The sequence below is a fragment of the Methylobacterium komagatae genome, from assembly GCF_042661665.1.
GTDB classification, from domain to species: Bacteria; Pseudomonadota; Alphaproteobacteria; order Rhizobiales; family Beijerinckiaceae; genus Methylobacterium; species Methylobacterium komagatae.
Window position 1 is genome coordinate 534521 of the sequence record NZ_JBHSWN010000001.1, and the last position, 24059, is coordinate 558579.

Consider the following 24059-nt stretch of genomic DNA (forward strand, 5'->3'; position numbering starts at 1 on the left):
CATGGATGGGCGCCCCGGCGCCTGAGCGGAACGGCGGATCGGGCAGCGTGAGAAGCAGCCAACGCGGCGACGGAGCGGACGGCGAGCGGACCAAGTCCGGTGAGGTCGCACGGCTCGATCGCCTCGTCGCCCAGGCAAAGGCTGTCGTCCTCTGGGAGGCGGCATGGCCGATCCTTTGGCGCAGCCTCGCCTTCGTACTGGCCTTCCTGACGGTCTCCTGGGCCGGTCTCTGGCTCGACATCCCGCCTCTGTGGCGGAAGATCGGCCTCGGCCTCTTCGCGGTGGGCTTCGTTGCCACGCTGATCCCGCTGCTGCGCCTGCCCCGTCCCGGCCGGAGCGCGGCCCTGGCGCGGATCGACCGCGAGGCGGCAGGCCGCGATCCGATCTTCGCCCACGGCCCGGCCTCGGCCGCCGAGGACGTGCTCGCCGTCGGCTCGGCCGATGCGGGCAGCCGCGCCCTGTGGGACCTACACCGGGCTCGGGCCGCGCGGGCCGTCGCGGCCCTCAAGGTCGGGCCGCCCCGGCCGGGGATGGTTCGCCGCGATCCCTACGCCCTCCGCGCCTCACTGATCGTGGCCACTGGCGCCGCCCTATTCGTGGCCGGGCCGGAATGGCGTCAGCGCCTTGGCGCCGCCTTCGACTGGTCCGCCCCACCGGCCCCCGGCCCGAATTTCCGCATCGACGGCTGGATCGATCCGCCGCTCTATACGCGGATGCCGCCGCTTCTCGTCTCCATCGGGGCGGGTGACCAGCACCTGCGCGCGCCCGTCAATTCGCAGTTGATTGTCCGCATCGCGGGCGAGGGACAGGGCACGCATTCGGTCCTGACACCGGGACGCGGCCTCACCCCCGTTCCGGGACAAGCGCCTCGTCCGGACATACGGGAAGAACGCTTTCGGGTGACCGGCGCGGCCGATCTCACCCTTGCCACGCCCGGCGGCACGCAACGCCTGACGATCGACGCCATCCCGGATACGCCCCCCGAGGTCAGCCTCGTCGGCTCGCCGGAATTGAACGGGCGCGGCACGTTCAGCCTCACCTACCGCGCGAAGGACGATTACGGCATCGCCTCCGCCGAGGGTCTCGTGGAGCCGCTGAAGCCCGGCCGCTCCCTGGTGCCGCCGCCCCATATCTCCCTGGCCCTGCCGGGCGATCCGAGCGGGCAGACCGAGACGAAGTCCCTGGTGGACCTCACCGATAACCCGTGGGCGGGGGCCAAGGTGCGCTTCCGCATCGTCGTGAAGGACGAGGCGGGACAGGAGGGCACGACGCCGGTCAGCGAGATGACCCTGCCGGGCCGGATCTTCCGCGATCCCCTCGCCCGGTCCCTCGCGGAGGAGCGCCGCCGCCTCGTCACCGAGCCGGATCAGGGCCGGCCGCGCGTGCAGGCGGGGCTCGACGCCCTGCTCATCGCTCCGGACAAGTTCACGCCGCAGCCGCCGATCTTCCTCGGCCTGCGCACGGCCACGAACCGCCTGCGCCGGGCGAAGACCGACGCCGACCTGACCGAGGTCGCCGACCTCCTGTGGGAGATGGCCCTCAAGATCGAGGACGGCGATCTCTCGGATGCCGAGAAGCAGCTGCGTCAGGCCCAGGACCGGCTCAAGGAGGCCATCGACCGGAACGCGCCCGACGAGGAGATCAAGCGCCTCACGCAGGATCTCAAACAAGCGCTCGACAAGTTCCTGAACGAGATGGCGCAGAAGCAGAACCGCGAACCCGGGGAGCAGAAGCAGCGCAGCGACAACGGCAAGAGCCAGCAGAAATCCGTCACGCCCGACGATCTTAACAAGATGATCCAGGACATGGCGGACGCGATGCAGCGCGGCGACACCGCCGAGGCGCAGCGCCTGATGGAGCAACTGCGTAACATCCTCGAAAACCTGCAGACGGCCGAGAAGGGCGCCAAGGGCAACGAGTCCGCCAAGCAGATGCAGAAGCAGATGCGCGATCTCGACCAGATGACCCGCGACCAGCAGGACCTGCGCGACGAGACCTTCCGCGATGGCAACGAGCCGAAGCAGGGCCAGCGCGGTCAGAAGCAGCAGCAGGGGCAGCGCGGCCAGCAGCAACAGCAAGGTCAACAGCAGCAGGGGCAGCAGGGCTCGCCCGGTGAGCAGGGTCAACAGGGCCAGCAGGGTAGCCGCCAGAAGGGGCAGCAGGGCCAGAGCGGCAGCCCCGGCGATCGCCAGCAGGCGTTGCGCGAGCGGCTTCAGGACCTCGAACAGCGCATGAAGGAGAACGGCATGCGCGGCGAGCAGGGTCTCGCCGATGCCGAAGAGGCCATGCGCGACGCCGAGGAGGCGCTGAAGCAGGGCAACGAGGGCGATGCCGTCGATGCCCAGGGCCGCGCCCTGGACGGGCTCCAGCGTGGGGCCGAGGGCATGGCTCAGCAGATGCAGGAGATGGCCCAGGCCGAGGGCGAGGGACAAACCGGCGAGGGCCAGCAGCCGGGCCAGGAAGGCCAAGCCGGCGCCCGCGACGACGATCCCCTCGGCCGCCCGACGCGCGGCAAGGAGATGAGCGACGGCCGGGTCCGCGTGCCCACCGCCGACGAATCGGCCGTGCAGCGCGCCCGCCGGATCATGGAAGAGCTTCGGCGCAAGCTCGGCGATCCGAGCCGTCCGCAGGAAGAGCTCGACTATTTCGAGCGTCTGCTCCGGCGGAACTGACGCTCCGGCGGCGTGTCAGCACGCCTCCGGATCGATCCATCGCCACGCGTCGCCCATCTGGTGGCGGAACCACGTGAACTGCCGCTTGGCATAGGCGCGGGTGTCCGCCTGCCCCCGGATGATCGCATCCTCCAGGCTCATGCTGCCGTTGAGATGGGCGATCAGCCCCGGCACGCCATGGGCGCGCATCACGGGCAGCATCGGATCCAGGCGACGCTCGCGCAGCGCCGCCACCTCATCGAGGGCACCTGCCGTCATCATGGCGCGAAACCGCGCATCGATGCGCTCCCGCAGCAGCGCTCGGTCGGGGGCCAGGAACAGCTTGTGCAGGAAGCGTCCCGCCAGGGGACCCGGCACGGGATCGCCGTAGAAGCTCCCGATGGGACGGCCGGTCGCCGCGAGGATTTCGAGGGCGCGCATCACCCTCATCCGGTCGCTCGGTCGCAGGCGCGCGGCGCCCTCGGGATCACGCTGCGCGAGGTCGGCATGGAGCGCCTCGGTCGCCCGGCCCTCGGCCCGCAACCGAATCTCGGCGCGAATCTCCTCCGGCACGGGAGGCAACTCCGAGAAGCCCTGTTCGAGCGCCTTGAAGTACAGGCCCGTGCCGCCGACGAAGACCGGCAGGCGGCCGTCGAGCCCGTCGAGGAGTGCGGCGGCATCGCGGGCGAAATGGCCCAGCGAATAGTTCGTCGCCCCATCGACATGGCCATAGAGCCGGTGCGGCACCGCCGCCTCTTCGGCAGGGTCCGGCCGGGCGGTGAGCACGCGCAGATCCGCATAGACCTGCATCGAGTCCGTGTTGACGACGACGCCGTCATGCTCGCGGGCGATACGGCTCGCCAATGCCGACTTGCCCGAGGCGGTCGGTCCTGCGATGAGAACCGCCGCCGGGCGCTCCCCGGCTTCCCACAACGGCAAGGCTTTCCTCCGCATGCTGGTCGCGGTTCTGATAGCAAACCCGGACCGCCCGGCCATCACGGATGCGGTTCTGGCCGAGGCTCGCAAGGTGCTCGGCACCGAGCATCAGCCGCGTATCCTCCACCGGGAGGTCGCCGCCGAAATCCTCGTGACCGGTGATGCCGCCGCGCTGACGGAGCGGCTGCGCGCGGCGCTGGCGAACGAGCCCATCGACCTCGCCGTGTTGCCCGCCGATTCCCACCGCCGCAAGCGTTTGTTCCTGGCCGACATGGATTCCACCATGATCAAGCAGGAATGCATCGATGGCTCGCGGGCACGCTCGGCCTGAAGGATCATGTCGCGGCGATCACCGAGCGGGCTATGCGCGGTGAGATCGCCTTCGAGCCTGCGCTCCGCGAACGCGTCGCGCTGTTGAAGGACATCCCGGTCGGCGTGGTGGACGGGCTCATCGCCGACACGCTGACGCTCACCCCCGGCGGGCGCACCCTGGTGCGGACCATGGCCGCTCACGGCGCCCATACCTGCCTCGTCTCCGGCGGATTCACCCTCTTCACGGGCCCGATCGCGGGCAAGCTCGGCTTCGCGGAGCACCGGGCGAACCGCCTCGCGGTGTCGGACGGCAAGCTCACCGGCGCCGTCGAGGATCCCATAGTCGGCAAGGCCGAGAAGCGGGCCACCCTCATGGAGTTGCGCGACCAGTTCGGGCTCACCCCCGCCGAGACGATGGCGGTCGGCGACGGTGCCAACGATCTCGACATGCTGGGTGAAGCCGGACTCGGCGTCGCGTTCCGCGCCAAACCGGCGGTGGCCGCTGCCGCGCGGGCACGAGTGGAGCACGGCGACCTCACCGCACTTCTCTATCTCCAGGGCTTCGCGGCTTCGGAATTCGTTGGCTAGAGCGTTTTCTTGCGCCGAACCGCCGTCCACTTCGGCGGACGATGCGCTAGGTGACGCTGAAGATTCGCCGCTGGTAATCGATCACCAGCGCGTCGATGGCGGCGGGCGACTGGGCCGGGCTGCCGTTCGGGCGCAGCCAGAGCCGGGACATCATCCGGTAGCACGCCTCGACGCGGAGCAGCCAGGAATCCCAATCCGACCAGTTCCGTAGAAGCGGGATATCGCGGATCTCGCGCAGGCCATCCTCGATCTCGATGACATCGGAATAGCGTTCGGCAATATCCGAGCAATAGCGCGACGTTCTCGCGACAAGCTTGGCCTTCGATCCGTCGAATATCTGAATGATATAAAAATTTACAGTATTATCTTGATGATTCTAAAGACAAGAATCGTCACTTATTTAAGCCCGCCGGGGTACGGAACCCCGGCGGGCGGAGCGATTACTCGAGCCCGAGAGCCACGAACCGAACATCACCGTTCGCGGCGGCGACCAGAAGCAGGACGGACTTGCGGCCTTCCTTTTTCAGGGCGTCGATGCGCTTGGTGACGTCAGCAGGGGTCGAGACCGCCTCCTGGCCAACTTCCACGATCAGCTCGCCCGGCTGGATCCGCTTGTCGGCGGCGTTGGAGTTCGGATCGACACGGGTGACGACCACGCCCTTCTGGCCGTCCTTAATGTTGTACCGCTTGCGCAGCTCGTCGGTGACGCTCGACAGATTGAGGCCCAGCGCCTGACGCACGGAGCTTTCCGCGTCGGGCTGCCGGACGTTCGCCTGCTGGGGCTTCTCGTTGTCTTCCAGGCGGCCGAGGGTGACGGCCTTCGTCACTTCGTCGCCCTTGCGGACCACCGCCACATCGACCTTCTGGCCGACCGGGGTCGAGGCCACGATGCGGGGCAGATCGCTCGAGGCCTTCACCGGCGTGCCGTTGAACTTCACGATGACGTCGCCGACTTCGATGCCCGCCGCCTTAGCCGGGCCCTTCTCGTCCACGCCTGCGACCAGCGCGCCACGTGCCCCGCCCTTGAGGCCGAGCGCCTCGGCTGTGGAATCGTCCACGTTCTGGATGCGGACGCCGAGCCAGCCGCGCCGGACTTCGCCGAACTCGCGAAGCTGGTCGATCACCGTCTTGGCAGTGTTCGAGGGCACGGCGAAGCCGATGCCCACCGATCCGCCGGTCGGCGAGAGGATGGCGGTGTTGATGCCGATGACCTCACCGTCCATGTTGAACAGCGGGCCGCCGGAATTGCCCTTGTTGATGGCTGCGTCAGTCTGGATGTAGTTGTCGTAGGGGCCGGACTCGATGTTGCGGCCGCGGGCCGAGACGATGCCGGCCGAGACCGAGCCGCCGAGGCCGAACGGGTTGCCGATGGCGATCACCCAGTCGCCGGGACGCATCTTCTCGGAATCGCCGAAGGGCACGGCCTTGAGCGGACGCTCGGCCGTGGGCTTCACGCGCAGCACGGCGAGATCGATCTTCGGATCCTTGCCGACGATCTCCGCCTTCAGCTTCGTACCGTCATGCAGGATGACCTGGATGTCGTTGGCGTCGCCGATGACGTGGTTGTTCGTCACCACGATGCCCGAGGCATCGATGATGAAGCCGGAGCCCAGCGAATTCGACTTACGGGCGCGGGGGCCTGATCGCCGTCTCCGCCACCACCGCCGCCGCCGCGTCCACCACGCTTGTTGAAGAATTCCTCGAACAGGTCCTCGAAGGGCGTACCTGGCGGCAGCTGCGGCATGGTGCGGCTGCTGCGCGCCTCCACGGTGGTGGAGGCCGAGATATTCACCACGGCGTCGGTGACCTGCTCGGACAGATCCGCCAGGGAAGCGGGCCCCTTGGCGAAGGCGGGGACCGGCAGCGCCGTACCGAGCACGGTAACGCCGAGCATGATAGCGGTCGCCATCGGGCGGAGGCGGCTGAAAGGCCCCGGACGGGACACCTCGACGGGGTTCATGATGGACCTCTCCGGCACAGCGTTTCCCTCTTGCGACGGCCGCTACGCGGCGGCCGTCGCTTTGCTTACGGATGGACCGTGCAAACTAGCCCGCGAAAGCGGGCCGTCCACTGTGGCGGTCAGCGTGCCGCGCCGGCCGTGGAGCCCGTCGTCGCGCTCGGATCCTGTCCCGGTCGCCCTGCGGCGGGCTGCGGAGCACCCTGGCCCCTCGGATCGCTGAAGTAGCGGAAGAAGTCCGTGTTCGGGCTGATGACGAGGCGGGTGTCGGGACCCTTCAGCCCCGTCTCGTAGGCCTGCATCGAGCGGTAGAACGCGAAGAAGTCCCGGTCCTTGCCGAAGGCTTCGGCGAGGATGCGGTTCTTGTCGGCGTCGCCCTGACCGCGCAGCTGCTCGGACTTCTGGGTCGCCTCGGCGAGGATCACCGTCACGTCACGGTCGGCGCGCGCCCGGATGCCGGCCGCCGCCTGCTCACCCGTGGCACGGATATCGGCCGCCTCACGCTCACGCTCGGTCTTCATCCGGCGATAGACGGCCGCCGAGTTCTGCGCGGGCAGATCGACACGGGTCATGCGTAGGTCGACGATCTCGATGCCGAGTGACTTGGCCTGCCGGTTCACATCCTCCTGGATGTTGTGCATCAGCTGGCCGCGCTCGGACTTCACGATGGCATCGCGGGTCGAGCGAGCGAGCACGCTGCGGAGGCTCGAATTGGTGAAGCTCTGCAAGCGCTGGTTGGCCAAGCCGATATTGCCCACCGACTGGTAGAAGCGCAGCGGATCGAGGATCCGGTAGCGGGCGAAGGCGTCGACTTCCAGGTTTTGCCGGTCGGCGGTGAGGATCGTCTGGACCGGGAGGTCGAGATCGAGCACGCGCTTGTCGAAGGTGACGACCGTCTCCGCGAACGGCACCTTGAAATAGAGGCCCGGCTTCTCTTCCCCGGTGGGGTTCAGGACCGCGCGGACGCGGCCGAATTGCAGGACGAGGGCCTGCTGCATCTGCCCCACGACGAAGACCGACGCGTAGAGACCGATGGCCACGATCGCCGCGACGACGATGAGGCCGGTACGAAGTGCCTGGTTCATCGGGCAGCTCCCGTCTGGGCGGAGCCACGGGCGCCGAACTCGGAAAGGGGCAGCACGGGCAGCACGCCTGCGGCAGCAGTGCCGGCGGCGCCGGGCGTCCCGTTCTGATCGATGATCACCTTGTTCACGGAGCCGAGCACCTTCTCCATCGTCTCCAGGAAGATCCGCTCGCGGCTGATCGCCGGGGCAAGCTTGTACGAGGCGTAAACCTCATCGAAGCGCGCCGCCTGACCGGTCGCGTCTGCGGTCGCCTTCGTCTTGTAGGCTTCGGCGGCCTGGACGATCTGGGACGCCTTACCGCGGGCCTGCGGCACCTCACGGCTCGCGTAGGTCTTGGCCTCGTTCTGGGCCGTATCGGCATCCTGCTGCGCGGCGTTCACGTCCACGAAGGCGGGACGTACTTCCGGCGGTGGGTTCACCGAGACGAGCTGCACCACTTCGATGCGGACGCCCGCGCCGTATTCGTCGAGGGCCTTCTGCACCATCTCCTTCACCTCCTGGGAGATGCTGGCCTGCTCATTGGTGAGGATCGCCTGGATGTTGCGGCGGCCGACCACCTCGCGCATCGCGCTCTCGGCGATGGCCTTGATGGTGCCTTCGGGGTTCTGGATGTTGAACACGAAGTCCGAGGCCTTGAGCGGATTCACCCGCCACTGCACCTCGAAATCGAGATCGACGATGTTCTCGTCGCCTGTCAGCATCAGGCTTTCGTCAGGCACGTCGCGGTTGCGCGTCTGGCCCGGCCCGGTGCGATAGCCGACCTGGATCGAATTCACCTGACCGACATTCGGCTTCACGACGCCGCCAATCGGATAGGGGAAGTTGTAGCGAAGGCCTTCACCCGTCGAGCCGACGTAGCGGCCGAAGATGGTCTCGATGCCGACCTGATAGGGTTCGACCTTGTAGAAGCCGGTGGCGAGCCAGCCCGCGACGACCAGTACGCCGAGTACCAGGGCGCCGCGTCCGCCGCCGAAGCCCGAGGACCCACCCGACGGTCCACCCGGACCACCGCCACCGGGGATGATCCGCCGGAGCCGGTCCTGCCCGCGCCTCAGCAGCTCCTCAAGGTTCGGGGGCTGGTTGCCACCTCCGCCTCCGCTACCCCAGGGTCCACCGCCGTTGCCGTTGGGGCGTCCCCATGGGCCGCCACCACCGCCACCGCCATTCTGATTGCTCCAAGGCATCCTGGCCGTCGTCTCCTGACCTGCCGCACCCGCTGCGCCCGCAAAGGGGCGCCCCCTGCCAACGGGCGCACCCACCGGATCAATCCCGCGTGCCGCCCAATCGCCCGGGGACAGCACCGCCCGCTTCCGCAGACGCGAAGGCAGGCGGACCCCTCAGGCACCTGCGGGCCCGCCACCCTCGCTGTCAAGGCTGGCAGGTGGGCACGGGAGGGGTGAAGCGCAACCGCGACGGGCCGCCTCAGCGCAAACGCGCCAAGTCGACGAATGCGTAAGGATAATCGTCGCGAGGCCCCGCCGGATGCGCCTCACGGAACGTCTCGCGGTAGGAGGAGCGGTCGAAAGTGGGAAAGCGCACATCCCCTTCGGGCTCGGCCTCAACCTCCGTGAGATGGATGAGATCGGCGTGAGGAAGCGCCAGTGCGTAGATCTCCGCCCCGCCGACCACCATCAGCCGGTCCCCAGCTCTGGCCAGGGCGCTCTCCCAATCGTGGACGGTCTCGGCGCCCTCGGCGCGGAAACTCCGGTCGCGGGTGAGAACGAGGCTCCGGCGGCCCGGAAGCGGGCGACCGATGGAATCCCACGTGCGCCGCCCCATCAGCAGGGTCGTGCCCATGGTCAGTGCCTTGAAGCGTTTGAGATCGCTCGACAGGTGCCACGCGAGGCCGTTGTCCCGTCCGATCACGCCGTTGCGGGCCACGGCGACGACCAGGGCGATGGAGGGGCGCGCCATCTCAGACGGCCACCGGCGCGGAGATGGCCGGGTGCGGCTCATAGCCCTCGACCGCGATGTCTTCGAAGCGGAAGGCGAAGAGGTCGCGCACGGCCGGGTTCAGGCGAAGCTGCGGCAGGGGACGCGGCGTCCGCTCCAGAAGGGTGCGCGTCTGGGCCAGGTGGTTCGAATAGAGGTGCACGTCGCCGAAGCTGTGCACGAAGTCGCCGGGTGCGAGACCCGAGACCTGCGCGACCATGTGCGTCAGCAGGGCGTAACTCGCGATGTTGAACGGCACGCCGAGGAAGGCATCGGCCGAGCGCTGGTAGAGCTGGCAGGAAAGCCGCCCTTCCGCGACGTAGAACTGGAACAGGCAGTGGCAGGGCGCCAGCGCCATCTTGTCGAGGTCGGCCGGGTTCCAGGCCGAGACCACGAGGCGGCGGGAATCCGGGTTGCGGGCGATCTCATCGAGAACCCAGCGGATCTGATCGACGCTGCCGCCATCGGGCTTCGCCCAGGAGCGCCATTGCTTCCCATAGACCGGGCCGAGTTCCCCCGCCTCGTCGGCCCACTCGTCCCAGATCGTCACACCGTTCTCGCGCAGGTAGGCGACGTTGGTGTCGCCCGCGAGGAACCACAGCAATTCGTGGATGATCGACTTCAGATGGAGCCGCTTCGTCGTCACCAGGGGAAAGCCCTGAGACAGGTCGAACCGCATCTGATGCCCGAAGACCGAGAGGGTCCCCGTGCCGGTGCGATCCTCCTTGGCGACCCCCTCGTCGAGGATCCGGCGGAGTAGGCTGTGATACGCGTCCATCGCAAAAGCCTGCGCCCCCGGCGCGCGCGGGGCAAGCCCGGCCTCTGCCTGTCCACTGCCGTCACTGCGGCCAGAGCAGGTAGACGACGAGGGCGAGGTTCGACCATCCGTGGAGCGCGATGCATGGCCAGAGCCTGCCGGTGCGCCAGCGCAACAGCCCGAGCGCGAACGCCAGCGGCAGCAGCGAGATCGGCCTCGCGAGGCCGAAGGACGATATGTGCGCCAGGGCGAAGACCAGGGCCGTCGCGGTGACGGCCCAGACCGGCCCGAGGCGCTCCCTGGCAAGGTGGTACATCTCGCCGCGTACCAAAAGCTCCTCGGCGAGCGGCGCGAGGATCGTGAGGTAGAGAAGCCACGAGATGACCGCCGTCCGGTCCATGAACGGCGAGAGCCGCATGTTGCGGCCGAAGCCGCCGCCCATCAATTCGGCCGTGCCCGTCACCCAGGCGATATGGACGATGGGCCAGAGCAGAAGGACGCTGAGCAGCACCACCGGCCGTACGCCGTTGGGCTTCTCCCTGTCGAGGGCGAGGCGGCGTCGCCAGGCGGCGCGGTCGCGACGCCACGCCCATGCGATCACGAAGGCGGCGAGGAGGACCTGCCGCAGCACGTCCACGGCGAAGGCGCGATGCGCCAGTTGGACCATGCCGACGAAGGGCCGCCGGGAGGGCGGCAGGAACGGATCGATCCCGTACCAGAGGTCGAACCCGACCCGGACGATCACGAGAGCCAGAAGGCTCGCCGCCCCGAGGCTGAGGATGCCGAAGGCGATCATGAGGCCGAGGCCCGAGGCGATGTTGGCAAGCCCGCGCGAAGGCGGCCGATCCCGCAACTGCGGGTCGGCAGCCACACTCGCCGGGTCCCCCATCCCCTCCGGCACGGTTGCGGCGTGATCGGGCTTCAAAACCGGGCCGATCCCCTCTATATTCGTTTTGCCGGTCGTGAGGCCGGCTATGGCGATAAACGTTCTTCGAAATAAACCTATCGGACCCGGGGGCGGTACCCGGCGCCTCCACCCAAGCCCAGGACCGATGGCCGCAAGGCTGGGACGGAACCAACTGGGCTTCGGCGGGGGCGAAATAGGATCGACGAGGGCGTAAAGGTTGAGCTTTCGCTCGGCATGGTTCCGCCGTTATCGGGCCTTTGCAACAGTTGCCAACGACAACTTTGCTCCGGTGGCGGTGGCCGCGTAAGCGGTCCCCAATATCGACCTGAAGTCCTAGCGGGTAGCACTGCATAGGCGGGGTTCGGAGGCACCTGGCAACAGAAGCCTCCACTTCAGATTTCCACGGCCTTCCGGCCGGGGCAGCGAACGGGTCGGGCAAAGCGAACGAGAATGGCAGACGACCTGATTCGCTACGACCTGCTGGTTCAGGACGCCCTTCGCGGCGTCGTCCGGAAGGTGCTCATCGACGCCTCACAAAATGGGCTGATGGGCGAGCACCATTTCTACGTCTCGTTCCGCACGGAGGCGCCGGGGGTGCGCATCTCCCAGGCGCTGCGCGAGAAGTATCCGCAGGACATGACGATCGTCCTGCAGCACCAGTTCTGGGATCTGAACGTCACCGAGCATGCGTTCGAGGTCGGTCTGTCCTTCTCCGGGGTGCCGGAGCGGCTGCTGGTGCCGTTCGACGCGCTGTCCGGCTTCTTCGACCCTTCCGTGCAATTCGGCCTGAAGTTCGATCTTGGCGAGGCGGGGAACGATGTTCCGGCCGAACCAGAGACTCCGGCTGCCAAGGCGGGTCCGCGCGGCGCGGGCTCCGAGCCGGGCGAGGTGAAGCCGAAGACCGGCACCGGCCTCGCGACGATCGGCGCCAGCGGCGTCCCCACCGTCCTCCCGGCCCCGGCCGCCCAGGGCGGCAAGACCGACGACAAGGCCACGAGGCCTGCCGCCAAGAAGGACGGCGAGGAAGGGACGGCCGAGGTCGTCAGCCTGGATGCCTTCCGCAAGAAGAGCTCGACAACGACACTTCGTCATTGCTTCGCTTTCACTCGCAATGACGTCGAGGTCAGGCCCTCACCGTCGCATCCATCCGTAACCCGTGCTCCGGCCGGAGCGTGACCCTGTGCAGGGGCGTGACCGGCGGGTGATCCCCCGGCAGGCGGAAGCGGACGGCGCGGATGACGTGGGCGAGGAGAATCGTTGCTTCCTGCACCGAGAAGCTCTGGCCGATGCAGACCCGTTGTCCCGCCCCGAACGGCAGGTAGGTGAAGCGGGCGATGGCATCGCGATTCTCCGGCAGAAAACGCTCCGGCATGAACGCATCGGGCTCGTCCCAGAGCAGGTGGTGCCGGTGCAGCACCCAGGGGGCGATCAGCACCAATGAGCCGCTCGGAACCTTGATCCGGCCGAAGCGATCCGCGCGGGTAGCCTGTCGGCTCAGGAACGGCACTGGTGGGAAGAGGCGCATGCCCTCTTCGACCACGGCGCGGGTGAAGGGTAGCGCGTCGAGGGTGACGTCCCCCTCCCCCGTCGCATCGACTTCGGCCTCGATTCGCTCCTGCGCCGCCTCGTCCTGCGACAGACAATAGAGCGCCCAGGTCAGCGCGTTGGCCGTGGTCTCGTGCCCGGCGGCGATGAAGGTGACGATGTTGGCCCGCACCGAGAGGTCCGAGAGCCCATCGCCGGTCTCGGGATCCTGCGCCGCAAGCAGCAGGGTCAGGAGATCCTGCGGCGCGTCCGCCTGTTCCATCAGCGCCCGGCGGCGGGTGATCAACTCGTCCACCACCTCCGCAAAGAATCGCCCGGCGGGACGCGCCCTGAGCCGCCCGATGCGCGGGATGAAATCAGGCATGCCGAACACGTCGAGCGGATCGATCGGTCCGACCGCTTCGAGGAACCGGGTGATGGCGCGGCCCAGGGCGTCGGGATCGCCCGGCAGCCCTTGCGTAAAGATCGTCCGCTCCAGGACGTCGAGGGTGGCGCGGGTCATCTCCAGAGCGACATCGACGCGCATTCCGTTACGGCGACGCAGTCGCTTGGCGAGACGGGCGCCGGAGGCGTTCATCGCCGCCTCGAAGCTGCGCACGGTGCGAACCGAGAAGATCGGTGCCAGCGTCCGGCGCTGAAGCCGCCACTCGTCGCCCTCGGCGCTGAGAAGCCCCTCGCCGAGGCCCGGAGCGAGCACGCGGCGCTGGAGGTCGTCCTTGCGGTAGGCCTCGGCGTTGTCGATCAACACATGCCGGATCAGCGAGGGTTCACTCACCACGGTGATCCGCCCCATCACGCCCTCGGCCGCGACGACCGGCAAGCGAAAATGGGCGTCGGCCCAGGTCGTGATCGGGTTGCGCCGGGCGGCCTTGAGGAAATCCAGCAGGCCGAGGGGCTGAGTCAGCGGCGGCGGGACCGGCGGTCGGAACCTCGCGGCCGTGGCGATTGGGGGGAATCAGAAAGGTTGGCGGTCAGGCTCGTCGCTCCCAGGCTGGTCGCGGCCGTCGCCGCGCATCCGATTGCCGTGGACAGAGCGGCGCGGATGTCGGGCGGCCCCGACCTCGCGGCATCGCGCTTGCCTCAAGCCTCCGTTAAGTAGGCACCGCACCGCACCCAACGTAGAGGCCACGATGTCGCCCACCGAAACCGCGACCCGCACCGAGTCCGACACCTTCGGCCCGATCGAGGTTCCGGCCCATCGCTACTGGGGTGCTCAGACCCAGCGTTCGATCCAGAACTTCAAGATCGGCACCGAGCACATGCCCGCGCCGCTGGTCCACGCGCTCGGCCTCGTGAAGCAGGCCGCCGCGCTGGTGAACAAGGATCTCGGCGTCCTCGAGCCGAAGCTCGCCGATGCCATCGCCGCCGCCGCCTCCACCGTGGTGAAGGGCGAGTATGACGACGAGTTCCCGCTGGTGGTCTGGCAGACCGGCTCGGGCACGCAGTCCAACATGAATGCCAACGAGGTGATCGCGAGCCTCGCCAACGAGTCGCTCGGCGGCCAGCGCGGCGGCAAGAGCCCGATCCACCCGAACGACCATTGCAACCGCGGTCAGTCCTCGAACGACACCTTCCCCACCGCGATGCACATCGCCGTGGCGCGGGAGATCGACGGCCGCCTGATGCCCGCCCTGACGCACCTGCACTCGGCGCTCGATGCCAAGGCGAAGGCCTTCGAGAGCATCGTGAAGATCGGGCGCACGCACCTGCAGGACGCGACGCCGGTCTCCCTCGGCCAGGAATTCTCCGGCTACGCGGCGCAGGTTGCACTCGGCGGCGCCCGCGTCGCTGCGACCCTGCCGGGCGTGCTGGCGCTAGCACAGGGCGGTACGGCGGTGGGCACTGGCCTCAACGCCCATCCCGAATTCGCCGACCGCTTCGCGGCGAAGGTCGCTGAACTGACCGGCCTGCCCTTCACCTCGGCTCAGAACAAGTTCGAGGCCCTGGCGACCCACGACGCCCTGGTCTTCACGCAGGGCGCGCTCTCGGCGCTGGCCGCCGGCCTGTTCAAGATCGCGCAGGACATCCGCCTGCTCGGCTCGGGCCCGCGCTCGGGCCTCGGCGAACTCTCCCTGCCGGAGAACGAGCCGGGCTCCTCGATCATGCCAGGCAAGGTCAACCCGACGCAGTGCGAGGCGCTGACGATGGTCTGCGCACAGGTCATCGGCAACGGCACGACGGTGAGCTTCGCCGGCTCTCAGGGCAATTTCGAGCTCAACGTGTTCAAGCCGGTCATCGCCAACGCGGTGCTGCAATCGATCCGCCTGCTGGCGGATGCGGCGGTGAGCTTCACCGACAATTGCGTCGTCGGCATCAAGGCCAACGAGGACAAGATCGCCGACCTCATGAGCCGCTCGCTGATGCTCGTGACGGCGCTGGCGCCCTCGATCGGCTACGACAAGGCTGCGACCATCGCCAAGACCGCCCACAAGAACGGCACGACCCTCAAGGAAGAGGCTCTGCGCCTCGGCTACGTGACCGAGGAGGAGTTCGAGCGCGTCGTGCGGCCGGAGACCATGCTGGCGCCGAGCGCCGAGTAAGGCCAAGATCGGCCGGCGCGGGTCCCGCGCCGGCCGCCTGATGGAAACGCCTCTGGGAGGATTCGCGCGATGGGTGAGGTCATCAACCTTCGGCAGGTCCGCAAGGCCCGCGCCCGCGCCGAGGCGAACGCCCAGGCCGACGCCAACCGCGTCGCCTTCGGCCAGCCGAAGAAGGCGAAGACCCTTCAGCAGAAGCGCAAGGTGCTGGAAGAGACTCGCCACGAAGGCCATCGCCTCGAAGGGCAAGACGGCGACGACAAGGAATAGGCGTTCGCCTTGACCGTCATCGTCAAGCGGTCGGTGATGATCGCGGGCCACCGCACCAGCGTCTCGCTGGAAGATCCGTTCTGGCAGGCCCTGACGGCCCTTGCGGTTGGCCAAGGCTGCTCGGTGCAGGCGCTGGTCGGCGCCATCGATGCGGGACGGGGGAGCAGAATCTGTCCTCCGCGATCCGCGTCCACGTACTGGATGCCGCCCGGAGAGGACTCCTCGGCAAATCGTGAAGGGACGAGACCCGTCTGGGCGGTGACGCGCGATGGTCGTGTGACCTACATCGCGCGCATTCGACGCACGCCCCACGAGCACAGCCAATGGCCAACCGCGAACCGCTGCTGAAACCCGTGAAGATCACCGACCTGCGCCCGACGCAGATGACGGTGGGCTACCGGGAGGTCGTGGAGAAGCGGCGGCGCTGGCAGAGCTACGACGCCGAGAAGAAGCGGGCCTTCCTCGGCGCGCACATGATTCCGACCCTGCTCGGGCCGAAGAAGCGCCATTACGTGATCGACCATCACCACCTGTCCCGTGCGCTTCACGAGGAGGGTGTCGAGGAGGTGCTGGTGACGGTGGTCGCCGACCTGCATCACCTCGCCAAGGACGAGTTCTGGACCGTGTGCGATCACAAGTCCTGGGTGCATCCCTACGACGAGACCGGCGTGCGGCGGGACTTCCACGACATCCCGAAGGCCATGGATTCCTTGAAGGACGACCCGTTCCGCAGCCTCGCGGGCGAGTTGCGCCGCGCGGGCGGCTTCGCCAAGGACACGACGCCGTTCAGCGAGTTCCTGTGGGCGGATTTTCTGCGTAGGAACATCAAAGAGAAGCGCGTCGAAGACGATTTCTCGGCTGCTCTGGAAAAGGCCCTCTCCCTCGCCAAATCCGGCGATGCGGGTCATCTTCCGGGATGGTGCGGCCCGTCCAAGGGCTGACTGGCACCGTCTTTCGGCAACGTTGTTACAACGTGCCCGAAAATCGCCGTGCTGGCCCGCGAGGCTCACCCTCCTCGCCCTTCCGGACTGCCGTATGACGCTCCTGCGCCTCGTCTGCCTCACGACCCTCGCCGCCCTCGCCCTGACCGGGGCGGCGCGTGCCCAGGACAGGGGGAGCGTGAACCCGAAGCCGTTGCCGCCGCTGGCCAACCCGGACGATCCCTCGACCCCGGCCAAGGCGCTGTTCGGCCGCGTTCTGCAGCCGAGTTCGGGGCCGACGCGCATCCACGGCTTCTATGCCAAGGGCTGCTTCTCCGGCGGCGAGGCCCTGCCCCTCGACGGGGAACATTGGCAGGTGATGCGCCCGTCGCGGAACCGGTTCTACGGCACGCCCCCTCTCGTGAACTTTCTGGAGCGGCTCTCAGAAAAGGCCGTCCGGGTCGGCTGGCCGGGGCTGCTCGTCGGCGACATGTCCCAGCCGCGCGGCGGGCCGATGCTCACGGGCCACGCTTCGCACCAGATCGGCATTGATGCGGATGTCTGGCTGACGCCGATGCCCGACCACCGGATGAGCCGGGCCGAGCGCGAGGAAACCTCCGCCACCGACATGGTGCGCCGCGACCGGCTCGACATCGACCCCGATGTCTGGACGCCGAACCATCTGCGCTTGATCAAGCTCACCGCCGAGCAGCCGGAGGTGGAACGCATCTTCGTCAATGCGGCGATCAAGAAGGCGCTATGCCGGGAATCCGGCGGCGGGCGCTGGCTGTCGAAGGTACGCCCGATGTACGGGCACAATTATCACTACCATATCCGCCTGAGTTGCCCCGCCGGTCAGGGCGAATGCCAGTCCCAGGATCCGCCGCCCTCTGGCGACGGCTGCGAGGACCTCGATTACTGGTTCTCCGACGCCGTGCTCCACCCGAAGCCGCCGAAGGTGAAGCCGAAGCCCAAGCCGCCGATGACCATGGCCGCCCTCCCCACCGCCTGCCGCGCGGTGCTCAAGGCTCCGTAACCCCTGTGCGAGGTCAGGCTCCTGAGCCCGGCATCGCCTCACGCGGGATAATCGCGCCGGGATGGGTGATCACCACCGCCGCAAGCCGGTGGCCCGCAAGCGCCGCAGCGACGGGCACTTCGCCCCGGAGGCGTGCCGCGAGATAGCCGGCGGCGAAGCTGTCCCCGGCGGCGGTCGTATCGACGGGCGAAACCTTGTCCGGCACCGGCACCGACACGGCCGGCCCATCGCTCCGCACGAGGCAGCCGGGCTCGGCAAGCTTCACCACGGCTTCCGCGACGCCCGCATCATCGAGCCATGCCAGCACATCCTCCGGCGCACCGCGCCCCGTGAGGGCCTCCACATCCTCACACCCCGCGAGCACCACCTGGGCCAGCGTGAGCATCCGCCCGTAGGCGTTCCGTGCCTCCGCGAGATCGGGCCATCCCCGCAGGCGGAAATTGGTGTCGAAGGCGATCACCGCCCCGCCCGCGCGAGCCTGCTCCAACGCCGCGAACAAGGTTTCCCGCGCCGCCCCGGCGAAGAGCGACAGGCTGATCCCCGACAGGTAAACGAGACCGGCGCCCGCGAGCGCCGCCCCCGTCTCTTGTCCAAGGCCGGGGTCGAACAGGCGCCGCACAGGGGCGGCGTCGCGCCAATAAAGGAAGCGCCGCTCGCCCTGCGGGTCGGTCTCGATCACGTACAGGCCTGGCAGGCACCCGGCGATGCGGCGGACATAGGCGGTCCCGACGCCCTCCTCCTCCCAGGCACGCAGCATATCCGTGCTGAAATCGTCGTCGCCGAGCGCCGTGACGTAATCCACGGCGACGCCGAGACGGGCGAGGTAGACCGCCGTGTTCAGCGTGTCGCCGCCATAGCCGCGCGACAGGAGCCCATCGGGCCGCGTGCGAAGTTCGAGCATGCATTCGCCGAAACAGGCAACGCGGCGTCCAGTCAGGTCGGCAGGCATCGCAGGCTAAGCCTCCTTCTCGCGTCGCATCGCCACGGGACCGGCGCTTATGGGGAACGTCGTCATTCCGGGTCCGGTTGGCGGGACGAGCGGCGCATTGCGCCTGCACAAGGAAGTCCCATGACCGATCCGCTGCACAAGTATCCCCGCCCCCCTTCGAAGGCCAGCCGCAGAGCTTTCCCGGCAAGACCGGTAAAATGACCCCCGAGCCCGACCACGGCGAGGAGAGCTACAAGGGGTCCGGCAAGCTCACCGGCAAGGCGGCGCTGATCACCGGCGGCGATTCCGGCATCGGCCGGGCGGTCGCCATCGCCTATGCCCGCGAAGGCGCGGATGTCGCCATCTCCTACCTGCCCGAGGAGCAGGCCGATGCTGAGGCGGTGGGTCAATGGATCGAGAAGGCGGGCCGCCGCGCGCTGCTCCTGCCCGGCGACCTCAAGCAATCCGCCTACGCCAAGGAGATCGTGACGAAGACCGCCGAGACCTTCGGACGTCTCGACATCGTCGTGAACAACGGCGCGTTCCAACAGCCTGGTAAAAGCCTGGAAGAGATCGAAGATCATATCTTCGAGGACCATTTCCGCACGAACGTCTTCGGTTCGTTCTACGTCACGAAGGCGGCCCTCGCGCATCTTCAGCCCGGCGGCTCGGTGATCTTCACCTCGTCGGTGAACTCTAAGCACCCGATGCCGACGCTCATGGCCTACAGCGCCACCAAGGGGGCGCTGAGCAACATGGTGCTGAGCCTTGCGCAATTGCTCGCCGAGAAGGGAATCCGGGTCAACGGCGTCCTGCCCGGGCCGATCTGGACGCCCTTCATCCCGAGCGGGATGAGCGAAGATGCGGTGAAGACCTTCGGCAGCCAAGTCCCCTTCGGCCGCCCCGGCCAGCCGGCGGAACTCGCCTCGGCCTACGTCATGCTCGCCTCGGAGGAGAGCAGCTACACCTCCGGCGCCCTGGTGACGGTGGCGGGCGCGATGCCGGTCCTCTGACCCTCAGGGTCCGGGCGCTTCCAGTCCTCGGGGCGCGACCCGCGAGGCCTGGAGGTGCAGATAGGACGGGTCGAACTTGGCGAGCCGACGCAAGCCGTCGGGATCGAGCAGGGTGAGGCGTCGGCTCTTCAGCGTGAGCAGCCGCGCCGCCCGGACATCCTGAAGGGTGCGGTTGATGTGCACCGTCGTCTGGCCGAGGGCATCGGCTAGATCGGGCTGGGTCAGCGGCATCGGGCAGCTCGTGCCATCCGCGAGGCCGACAGCCGAGAGCCGCACGTGCAATTCGCAGAACAGATGTGCCAGCCGTTCGACCCCGGAACGGCGGCCGAGGCTGACGGTCCACTCCCGCTGGATCGCGGAGGCAGCCAGCGCCTCACGGTGGAAGGCGAGGTCGAGGGCCGCGTTGCGGCTCATCAGTTCGGCCATCGCGGTGGCGCCGATCCGGGCGATCGAGACCGGTGTCAACGCACCGATCGCGTGGTCACGCCGATCGAGCAAGAAGATGTGCGGGTCGCAGCAATCCCCCGGCAGCAAAAGTGAAATGATCTGGCGACGCCCGTCCTCGAACTGCCGGTAACGGCAGGCCCAGCCGCTCTGGATGACGTTGACCGAACGTGGATCCTCGCCTTCCTCGACAATATCGGCCCTGGGCTCGACCATACGGGCCGGCTCCAAAGCCTCGGCGAGCATGTCTCGCTCCACAGGGCCAAGTGGGACGTAGTTTCGTAACTTTCGCGACAGAGGGGTTTCCATTCGGGCCGCGGACTGTTGGAGATACAACAGTCGGCCTAGCTTGGGGTGAATGGCTGACCACCACACAAGTTATGATTGGTCCGTAACCGGTATGGCTTGCGCCTGTTTTTGCTGGGACAGTGCCTGACGCACGCGAGAGGCCCCGTCCTGTGGGGCATCCGGCCGAACGCCTTGCGAGATTGCGTTGCGATCCCGCATAGACGGAACGAAGCGAGAGGTCCGTCCCATGCAGATCGCCACGCCCTACCTGATGTTCCTGGGCGACGTGCCCGATGCGCTGGCGGCCAAGACCGCCTACGGCATCAAGGATTGGCGGCCGGAGTGGTGCATCGGCCAGATGCGGCTTCCGGGCTGCAAGGCCGATCTCGGCATCCCCGACCTGACCCTGGCCGAGGCTTTGGCCAAGGGCTGCCGCACACTGGTGGTCGGCGTCGTCAATGCCGGCGGGGTTCTGCCCGACCATTGGGTGAAGGAGATCGTCGCCGCTATCGAGGCCGGCTTCGACGTGGCGAGCGGCCTGCACGTTCGCCTCGGCGCCGTGCCCGCCATCGCCGAGGCCGCGGACAAGCGGGGCAGCCGCCTCCACGACGTCCGCCACAGCAGCGAAACCTTCCCCACGGGCAAGGGTACGCGCCGGGCCGGGCGGCGGCTTCTTACCGTCGGCACGGATTGCTCGGTGGGGAAGAAATACACCGTGCTGGCCCTTGAGAAGGGCATGCGCGACCGCGGGCTCGACGCCGATTTCCGCGCGACCGGTCAGACCGGTGTGTTCATTTCCGGCCGGGGGTCGCCATCGACGCCGTGGTGGCGGATTTCATCTCCGGCGCCGTCGAGACGATCTCGCCCGAGGCCGCCCCGAACCACTGGGACCTCATCGAGGGCCAGGGCTCGCTCTATCACCCGTCCTTCGCGGGCGTCAGTCTGGGCCTTCTGCACGGGGCCCAGGCCGACGCCTTCGTCGTCTGTCACGAGCCGACCCGCACCACGATGCGCGGCGTCTCGCATCCGCTACCGACCATCCGGCAGGTCATCGACCTGACCGTGCAACTCGGCAGCCTGACGAACCCGGATATCCGCCCCGTGGGGATTGCCGTGAACACGCAGGCTTTGGGCGAGGACGAGGCGCGCAAGCTCCTTGAGACCCTCGCCGCCGAGCACGGCCTGCCCGCCACGGATCCGGTTCGCTTCGGCGTCGAAAGCCTCGTGGACCGGATCGTCGCCGATTTCCCGGAGGCCTGACATGGCCCGCCGCCTCAGCCTCACGGTCGAACGCTTCCCCATCGCGGGGGCGTTCACCATCTCGCGCGGGAGCCGCACCGAGATCGCCGTCGTTGTTGCCCGGATCGAGGATGGCGGCCATGTGGGCCTCGGCGAATGCGTGCCCTACCCACGCTATGGCGAGAGCGTCGAGAGCGTGTCCGCGCTGATCGAGGCGCAGACGGACGCCCTCGCCTCGGGTCTCGACCGGGCGGCACTGGCGCGGCTCATGCCGGCGGGCGCGGCCCGCAACGCCCTCGATTGCGCCCTCCTCGACCTAGAGGCCAAGCAATCCGGCCGCCGGGCCTGGGACATCCTGGGTTTGCCCGCACCGAGCCCGGTGACGACGGCCTATACGCTGAGCCTCGGCACACCCGAGAGCATGGGCGAGGCGGCCCGCAAGGCGGCCGCGCGACCGCTCCTCAAGGTGAAGCTCGGTGGCGACGGCGATCCGGAGCGCATCGCGGCCGTCCGGGCCGGGGCGCCGGATGCGAAGCTGATCGTTGATGCCAACGAGGCATGGCGTCCGGGCAACGTCGAGGCCAACCTCGCCGCCTGCCTCGCGGCGGGGGTGGCGCTGATCGAGCAGCCGCTACCCGCAGGCGAGGATGACCTTCTGGCCGAGATCCCCCACCCGGTGCCGGTCTGCGCCGACGAGAGCCTGCACGACCGCGCCGGGCTCGATGCGCTGGCCGGGCGCTACGACGCGATCAACATCAAGCTCGACAAGACCGGGGGCCTGACCGAGGCGGTGCTTCTGGCCTCCGAGGCGCGGGCGCGAGGCCTGACCGTGATGGTCGGCTGTATGCTCGGCACCTCGCTCGGCATGGCGCCAGCGACGCTGCTGACGCACCACGCCGCCTTCGTCGATCTCGACGGCCCGCTCCTGCTCGCTCGCGACCGCGCGCCGCCGCTCCGCTACGACGGCAGCACGATGTTCCCGCCCGAAAAGGACCTGTGGGGCTAGAGACCGACCGCTCTCCACACCGTGAGCGCCGCTCTCTGTCACGGCCAAGCTGGGTGCTGTATCCTGTGGCCATGACCGGATCGGCCACCTTCCGTCCTCTCGTCGTTGGCCTCGCTCTACTGTGCGGTGGCGGGCCTGCGGCGGCGCAGTTCGTGCCATTCTCCCTCGGCTTTGGCCCCCTGCCCGCTTTTGCGTGGCCTGCCTCCGAGAGCGAGGGCCTGAGCCGGTGGGAGGGGTCTTATGCCCGGCTCTCCACCGGGTTCGAAGCCGTCTCATCGAAGCGCTTCGGCGGCTATTCTGGCCCGACCCTGGGTTTCGAGGGCGGCCGGTTCTGGCAGGAGGGGCGGTTCGTCTACGGCATTTCCGGCGGCGTCGACACGCTGATCCAGACCGGCGGCTCCCTCGATCCCGGTTTCGGCCGCCTCGCCTATTCCCGCGATCTCGCGGGCGCGGTCCATGCGCAGGTCGGCGCGCTGCTGACGCCGAACGTGCTGCTCTACGGCAAGGTCGGTGCCTGGGCGGTGCACGAGACCCTGCGCGTCGGGCCGACGGCCGTCTCGCAGCCCTTCACCCGCGACGACATCGCCGTCCGCCCGGATGCTCGCGTCGGTGTCGAATGGGCATTGACCGATCGTCTCACCCTCGGCGTCGAGGCGGGTGTCGTCGGTAACCGTCTGCGCTGAACCTCACTCGGCCGCCAGATCGAGGAAGTGCCGTCCCTCGCGATCATCGATCTCCACGATCCAGAGATCGGAATCGAAGCGCAACTCGCGGGTCAGCCGCTCCTCGACATCGAGGGGCATCACGGCCGTCAGGCGGGGGATGAAGCGGCGCTCCCCGAGATCCTCGGCGTCGGCCATCAGCGATTGCGGCGCGGGGGCGTAGAGATCCGCCGTGCCGTCGAGGCGGTCGACCTTCACGAAGATCGCCCCCGCCTCGGCCGAGCCGCGACGCCGCAGCACGGCGGGGATGGCGAGATCGTTCAACCGGCGCAGATAGGCCGAGACCCAGAAATCGGAACGCAGGCGAGGCATGGGGCCGGTTCTACCCCTTGGCCGCTCCGCTTTCGAGGGCCTTGAGGGTCTTGCCCGTCGCCTCGCCGGTCACCGGCAGCTTGCGGTCGCGCTCGAACTTCTCGATCGCCGCCTTGGTGGCAGGGCCCATGGCGCCGTCGGCCTTGATCGGGCCGTAGCCGAGCTTGGTCAGGGCGCGCTGGGCGCGGGTGACGGCCGTGTCCTGCGCGGGGGCATCGACCTTCGCGGCGGCCTTCTGGCGAGGGTTGACCGAGGCGGTGGTGTCCTCGGCACGGATCATATCGCCGATCGTATCCCCGGGGGCCGCCTTGGCAGTCGTCTGCGGCACGTCGCGGGCCGCCTCCTTGGCCACTGGCGTCGGCGGCGCAGGGGCCTTGGCGGCCACCTTGGCGGGAAGCTGGGGTAGGATGGGCGCCGGATGGCGCCCCTTCTGAGAATCGAGGGCGTTGATGCAGATGAACCCGGCAGCCACCACGGCGACGACGCCGCCGAACACCGTGCCCGGCCGCTCCCGGCACATCACCTTGCCCTCGGCCAGACCATGGCGCAGCAGCGCGCTCGCCACGTTCCGCCAGCCGCCCTGCTGCAGGGTGGGGACGGACTTGGCCACGGATCGCGCCGGTTTCCGGCCGCGTCCCTCGCTCGCGACGGTGATCTCGCGATAGCCTGCCATC

General features: G+C 68.3%; 18 protein-coding genes, 1 other RNA gene and 6 pseudogenes. 13 read left to right on the top strand and 12 right to left on the bottom strand.

Translation table 11 applies throughout. The features are described 5' to 3' along the window. Nucleotides 1-5 precede the first annotated feature (5 nt). Nucleotides 6-2672 (top strand): TIGR02302 family protein, encoded by a 2667-nt coding sequence (locus tag ACFQE0_RS02600; RefSeq protein ID WP_378966803.1) that lies wholly within the window; start codon nt 6-8, stop codon nt 2670-2672. 15 nt (nt 2673-2687) lie between these two features. Here ACFQE0_RS02600 and miaA read toward each other — a convergent pair whose 3' ends face one another. Further along, the gene (miaA, locus tag ACFQE0_RS02605; protein WP_378966805.1) at nt 2688-3605 is read right to left on the bottom strand and encodes a tRNA (adenosine(37)-N6)-dimethylallyltransferase MiaA; all 918 of its coding nucleotides are present in this window, start codon (nt 3603-3605) and stop codon (nt 2688-2690) included. Between miaA and serB the strand changes: the two are divergent. Then, nucleotides 3604-4487: pseudogene (serB, locus tag ACFQE0_RS02610) on the top strand (phosphoserine phosphatase SerB). The gene miaA and the pseudogene serB overlap by 2 nt on opposite strands. Nucleotides 4488-4927: 440 nt before the next feature. Here the strand turns inward: serB and ACFQE0_RS02615 are convergent. From ACFQE0_RS02615 to ACFQE0_RS02640, 6 genes and pseudogenes are all read right to left on the bottom strand, one after another. Next, nucleotides 4928-6396 (bottom strand): annotated as a pseudogene (locus tag ACFQE0_RS02615) (DegQ family serine endoprotease). Between the two features lie 170 nt (nt 6397-6566). After that, on the bottom strand, nt 6567-7529 hold the full coding sequence (gene hflC / locus ACFQE0_RS02620; RefSeq protein ID WP_378966807.1) for a protease modulator HflC: 963 nt from the start codon (nt 7527-7529) through the stop codon (nt 6567-6569). After that, entirely contained in the window at nt 7526-8713 is a 1188-nt protein-coding gene (gene hflK, locus ACFQE0_RS02625) for an FtsH protease activity modulator HflK (RefSeq protein ID WP_378966809.1), read from the bottom strand. Before hflK ends, hflC begins: the two co-directional genes overlap by 4 nt. Nucleotides 8714-8951: 238 nt before the next feature. After that, entirely contained in the window at nt 8952-9443 is a 492-nt protein-coding gene (locus ACFQE0_RS02630; protein ID WP_378966811.1) for a dihydrofolate reductase, read from the bottom strand. Between the two features lies 1 nt (nt 9444). Continuing rightward, on the bottom strand, nt 9445-10239 hold the full coding sequence (locus tag ACFQE0_RS02635) for a thymidylate synthase (RefSeq protein ID WP_378966813.1): 795 nt from the start codon (nt 10237-10239) through the stop codon (nt 9445-9447). A gap of 61 nt (nt 10240-10300) precedes the next feature. Further along, entirely contained in the window at nt 10301-11143 is an 843-nt protein-coding gene (locus ACFQE0_RS02640; RefSeq protein ID WP_378966815.1) for a CPBP family intramembrane glutamic endopeptidase, read from the bottom strand. Here ACFQE0_RS02640 and ssrA point away from each other — a divergent pair. Continuing rightward, nucleotides 11135-11517: a transfer-messenger RNA gene (gene ssrA, locus ACFQE0_RS02645) on the top strand. The genes ACFQE0_RS02640 and ssrA overlap by 9 nt on opposite strands. A 58-nt stretch (nt 11518-11575) precedes the next feature. Beyond that, nucleotides 11576-12196 (top strand): annotated as a pseudogene (locus ACFQE0_RS02650) (SspB family protein); the annotation flags it as partial. A 52-nt stretch (nt 12197-12248) separates the two neighbouring features. On the opposite strand, the gene ACFQE0_RS02655 reads toward ACFQE0_RS02650, so the two are convergent. Next, a complete protein-coding gene (locus tag ACFQE0_RS02655) occupies nt 12249-13490 on the bottom strand; it encodes a cytochrome P450 (RefSeq protein WP_378966817.1) in 1242 nt (413 codons plus the stop codon). A 310-nt stretch (nt 13491-13800) separates the two neighbouring features. On the opposite strand from ACFQE0_RS02655, the gene fumC reads away from it, so the two are divergent. From fumC to mepA, 5 genes and pseudogenes are all read left to right on the top strand, one after another. Beyond that, nucleotides 13801-15210: a class II fumarate hydratase gene (gene fumC, locus ACFQE0_RS02660; protein ID WP_378966819.1), complete on the top strand. Its 1410-nt coding sequence runs from the start codon at nt 13801-13803 to the stop codon at nt 15208-15210. A gap of 69 nt (nt 15211-15279) precedes the next feature. After that, nucleotides 15280-15477, top strand: a complete 198-nt coding sequence (locus ACFQE0_RS02665; protein ID WP_378966821.1) for a DUF4169 family protein — start codon at nt 15280-15282, stop codon at nt 15475-15477. A gap of 36 nt (nt 15478-15513) precedes the next feature. Continuing rightward, a pseudogene (locus ACFQE0_RS02670) lies at nt 15514-15713 on the top strand (ribbon-helix-helix domain-containing protein). A gap of 87 nt (nt 15714-15800) precedes the next feature. Beyond that, nucleotides 15801-16418 carry a ParB-like protein gene (locus tag ACFQE0_RS02675; RefSeq protein ID WP_378966823.1) on the top strand — a complete coding sequence of 206 codons (618 nt, stop codon included), beginning with the start codon at nt 15801-15803 and terminating at the stop codon, nt 16416-16418. A 94-nt stretch (nt 16419-16512) separates the two neighbouring features. Continuing rightward, nucleotides 16513-17433, top strand: coding sequence for a penicillin-insensitive murein endopeptidase (gene mepA / locus ACFQE0_RS02680; RefSeq protein WP_378966825.1), 921 nt, complete (start codon nt 16513-16515; stop codon nt 17431-17433). A 13-nt stretch (nt 17434-17446) separates the two neighbouring features. Here mepA and ACFQE0_RS02685 read toward each other — a convergent pair whose 3' ends face one another. Next, nucleotides 17447-18382, bottom strand: coding sequence for a sugar kinase (locus ACFQE0_RS02685; protein WP_378966827.1), 936 nt, complete (start codon nt 18380-18382; stop codon nt 17447-17449). A gap of 120 nt (nt 18383-18502) precedes the next feature. On the opposite strand from ACFQE0_RS02685, the pseudogene ACFQE0_RS02690 reads away from it, so the two are divergent. Continuing rightward, nucleotides 18503-19374 (top strand): annotated as a pseudogene (locus tag ACFQE0_RS02690) (SDR family oxidoreductase). Nucleotides 19375-19377: 3 nt separating this feature from the next. On the opposite strand, the gene ACFQE0_RS02695 reads toward ACFQE0_RS02690, so the two are convergent. Beyond that, a complete protein-coding gene (locus ACFQE0_RS02695; RefSeq protein WP_378966829.1) occupies nt 19378-20127 on the bottom strand; it encodes a Crp/Fnr family transcriptional regulator in 750 nt (249 codons plus the stop codon). 226 nt (nt 20128-20353) lie between these two features. On the opposite strand from ACFQE0_RS02695, the pseudogene dgcN reads away from it, so the two are divergent. The 3 genes and pseudogenes from dgcN (at nt 20354) to ACFQE0_RS02710 (ending at nt 23034) form a co-directional block, all read left to right on the top strand. Beyond that, nucleotides 20354-21366 (top strand): annotated as a pseudogene (gene dgcN, locus ACFQE0_RS02700) (N-acetyltransferase DgcN). Between the two features lies 1 nt (nt 21367). Next, nucleotides 21368-22351 carry an N-acetyl-D-Glu racemase DgcA gene (gene dgcA, locus ACFQE0_RS02705; protein ID WP_378966831.1) on the top strand — a complete coding sequence of 328 codons (984 nt, stop codon included), beginning with the start codon at nt 21368-21370 and terminating at the stop codon, nt 22349-22351. A 71-nt stretch (nt 22352-22422) separates the two neighbouring features. Then, nucleotides 22423-23034 carry an outer membrane protein gene (locus tag ACFQE0_RS02710; protein WP_378966833.1) on the top strand — a complete coding sequence of 204 codons (612 nt, stop codon included), beginning with the start codon at nt 22423-22425 and terminating at the stop codon, nt 23032-23034. A 3-nt stretch (nt 23035-23037) separates the two neighbouring features. On the opposite strand, the gene ACFQE0_RS02715 is transcribed toward ACFQE0_RS02710, so the two are convergent. Together ACFQE0_RS02715 and ACFQE0_RS02720 are read right to left on the bottom strand one after the other, a co-directional pair. Continuing rightward, a complete protein-coding gene (locus ACFQE0_RS02715; protein ID WP_378966835.1) occupies nt 23038-23385 on the bottom strand; it encodes a DUF1491 family protein in 348 nt (115 codons plus the stop codon). Nucleotides 23386-23395: 10 nt separating this feature from the next. Continuing rightward, nucleotides 23396-24058, bottom strand: coding sequence for a peptidoglycan-binding domain-containing protein (locus ACFQE0_RS02720; protein ID WP_378966837.1), 663 nt, complete (start codon nt 24056-24058; stop codon nt 23396-23398). Between the last annotated feature and the right edge of the window lies 1 nt (nt 24059).